The sequence below is a fragment of the Allobosea sp. CER48 genome, from assembly GCF_044752385.1.
Lineage (GTDB): Bacteria > Pseudomonadota > Alphaproteobacteria > Rhizobiales > Beijerinckiaceae > Allobosea.
Map to the genome: position 1 here is coordinate 1 of NZ_JBIWYK010000713.1, position 1140 is coordinate 1140.

Genomic DNA, 1140 nt, shown 5'->3' on the forward strand with positions numbered 1-1140 from the left:
GTGCGCGCTGCATCGCATCGAGCAGTTCCTTGATCAGCAGGACATCGTCCGGCTGCTCCGTCACCAGTCCGAGCTTGCGGCGGAAGCCGGCGACCAGCGCGCTCTGGAACTGTTCGTTGAAGCGGTTGACCGCCGACTGAGCCAACGCAACCGCCTCGTCCTGGTTCTCGGCCAGGAGCGGCAGCATGGCCTCGGCGAGACGCGTCAGGTTCCACAGCGCGATCGGCGGCTGGTTGCCATAGGCGTAGCGGCCATGCTCGTCGATCGAGCTGAAGACGGTTGCGGGATCGTAGCCGTCCATGAAGGCGCAGGGGCCGTAGTCGATCGTCTCGCCCGCGATCGACATGTTGTCGGTGTTCATCACGCCATGGATGAAGCCGATCAGCATCCAGCGCGCGACGAGATCGGCCTGGGCGGCCACCACCGCCTCCAGCAAGGCGAGATGCGGCGCCTCGCGGCCCGCCACCTCCGGGTAATGCCGCGCGATGACATGGTCGGCGAGCAGGCGCAGTGCCTCGGCATCGCGCCGGGCGGCAAAGAACTGGAAGGTCCCGATCCGGATATGGCTGGCGGCGACACGGGCGAGGATGGCGCCGGGCAGGAGCGTCTCGCGCCGGACGGCCTCGCCCGTCAGTACCGCCGCGAGCGCCCGCGTCGTGGGCACGCCGAGCGCCGCCATCGCCTCGCTGACGATGTATTCGCGCAGCACCGGCCCCAGTGCCGCCCGGCCGTCGCCGCGCCGCGAGAAGGGCGTCGGCCCCGCCCCCTTGAGCTGGATGTCACGGCGCAGGCCGTCGCGATCCACCACTTCGCCGAGCAGGATCGCGCGGCCATCGCCGAGCTGCGGGCTGAAGCCGCCGAACTGATGGCCGGCATAGGCGGTCGCGATCGGGGTCGCCCCTTCGGCGACGCTGTTGCCCGCCAACATGGCGAGGCCCTCCGGGCCTTTGAGCCAGTGCGGGTCCAGGCCGAGTTGCAGCGCCAGCGCCTCGTTGAGGCGCACCAGGCGCGGTGCCGCCACAGCGGTGGGCCCCACCGACGCATAGAAGCGCTCGGGCAGGCGCGCATAGGAATTGTCGAACGGAATCGCCGTCATGAGGTCTAGATATGCGCGCGCCGCCACAATGCAACGCAGGCGGT

The 1140-nt window shown here is 69.7% G+C and carries 1 protein-coding gene; it reads right to left on the reverse strand.

Going from position 1 to position 1140, the window contains the following annotated elements; translation table 11 throughout:
- On the reverse strand, positions 1–1096 hold a 1096-nt coding region (locus ACIPIA_RS16745; RefSeq protein WP_400511101.1), incomplete at its 3' end, for a protein adenylyltransferase SelO.
- Between the last annotated feature and the right edge of the window lie 44 nt (positions 1097–1140).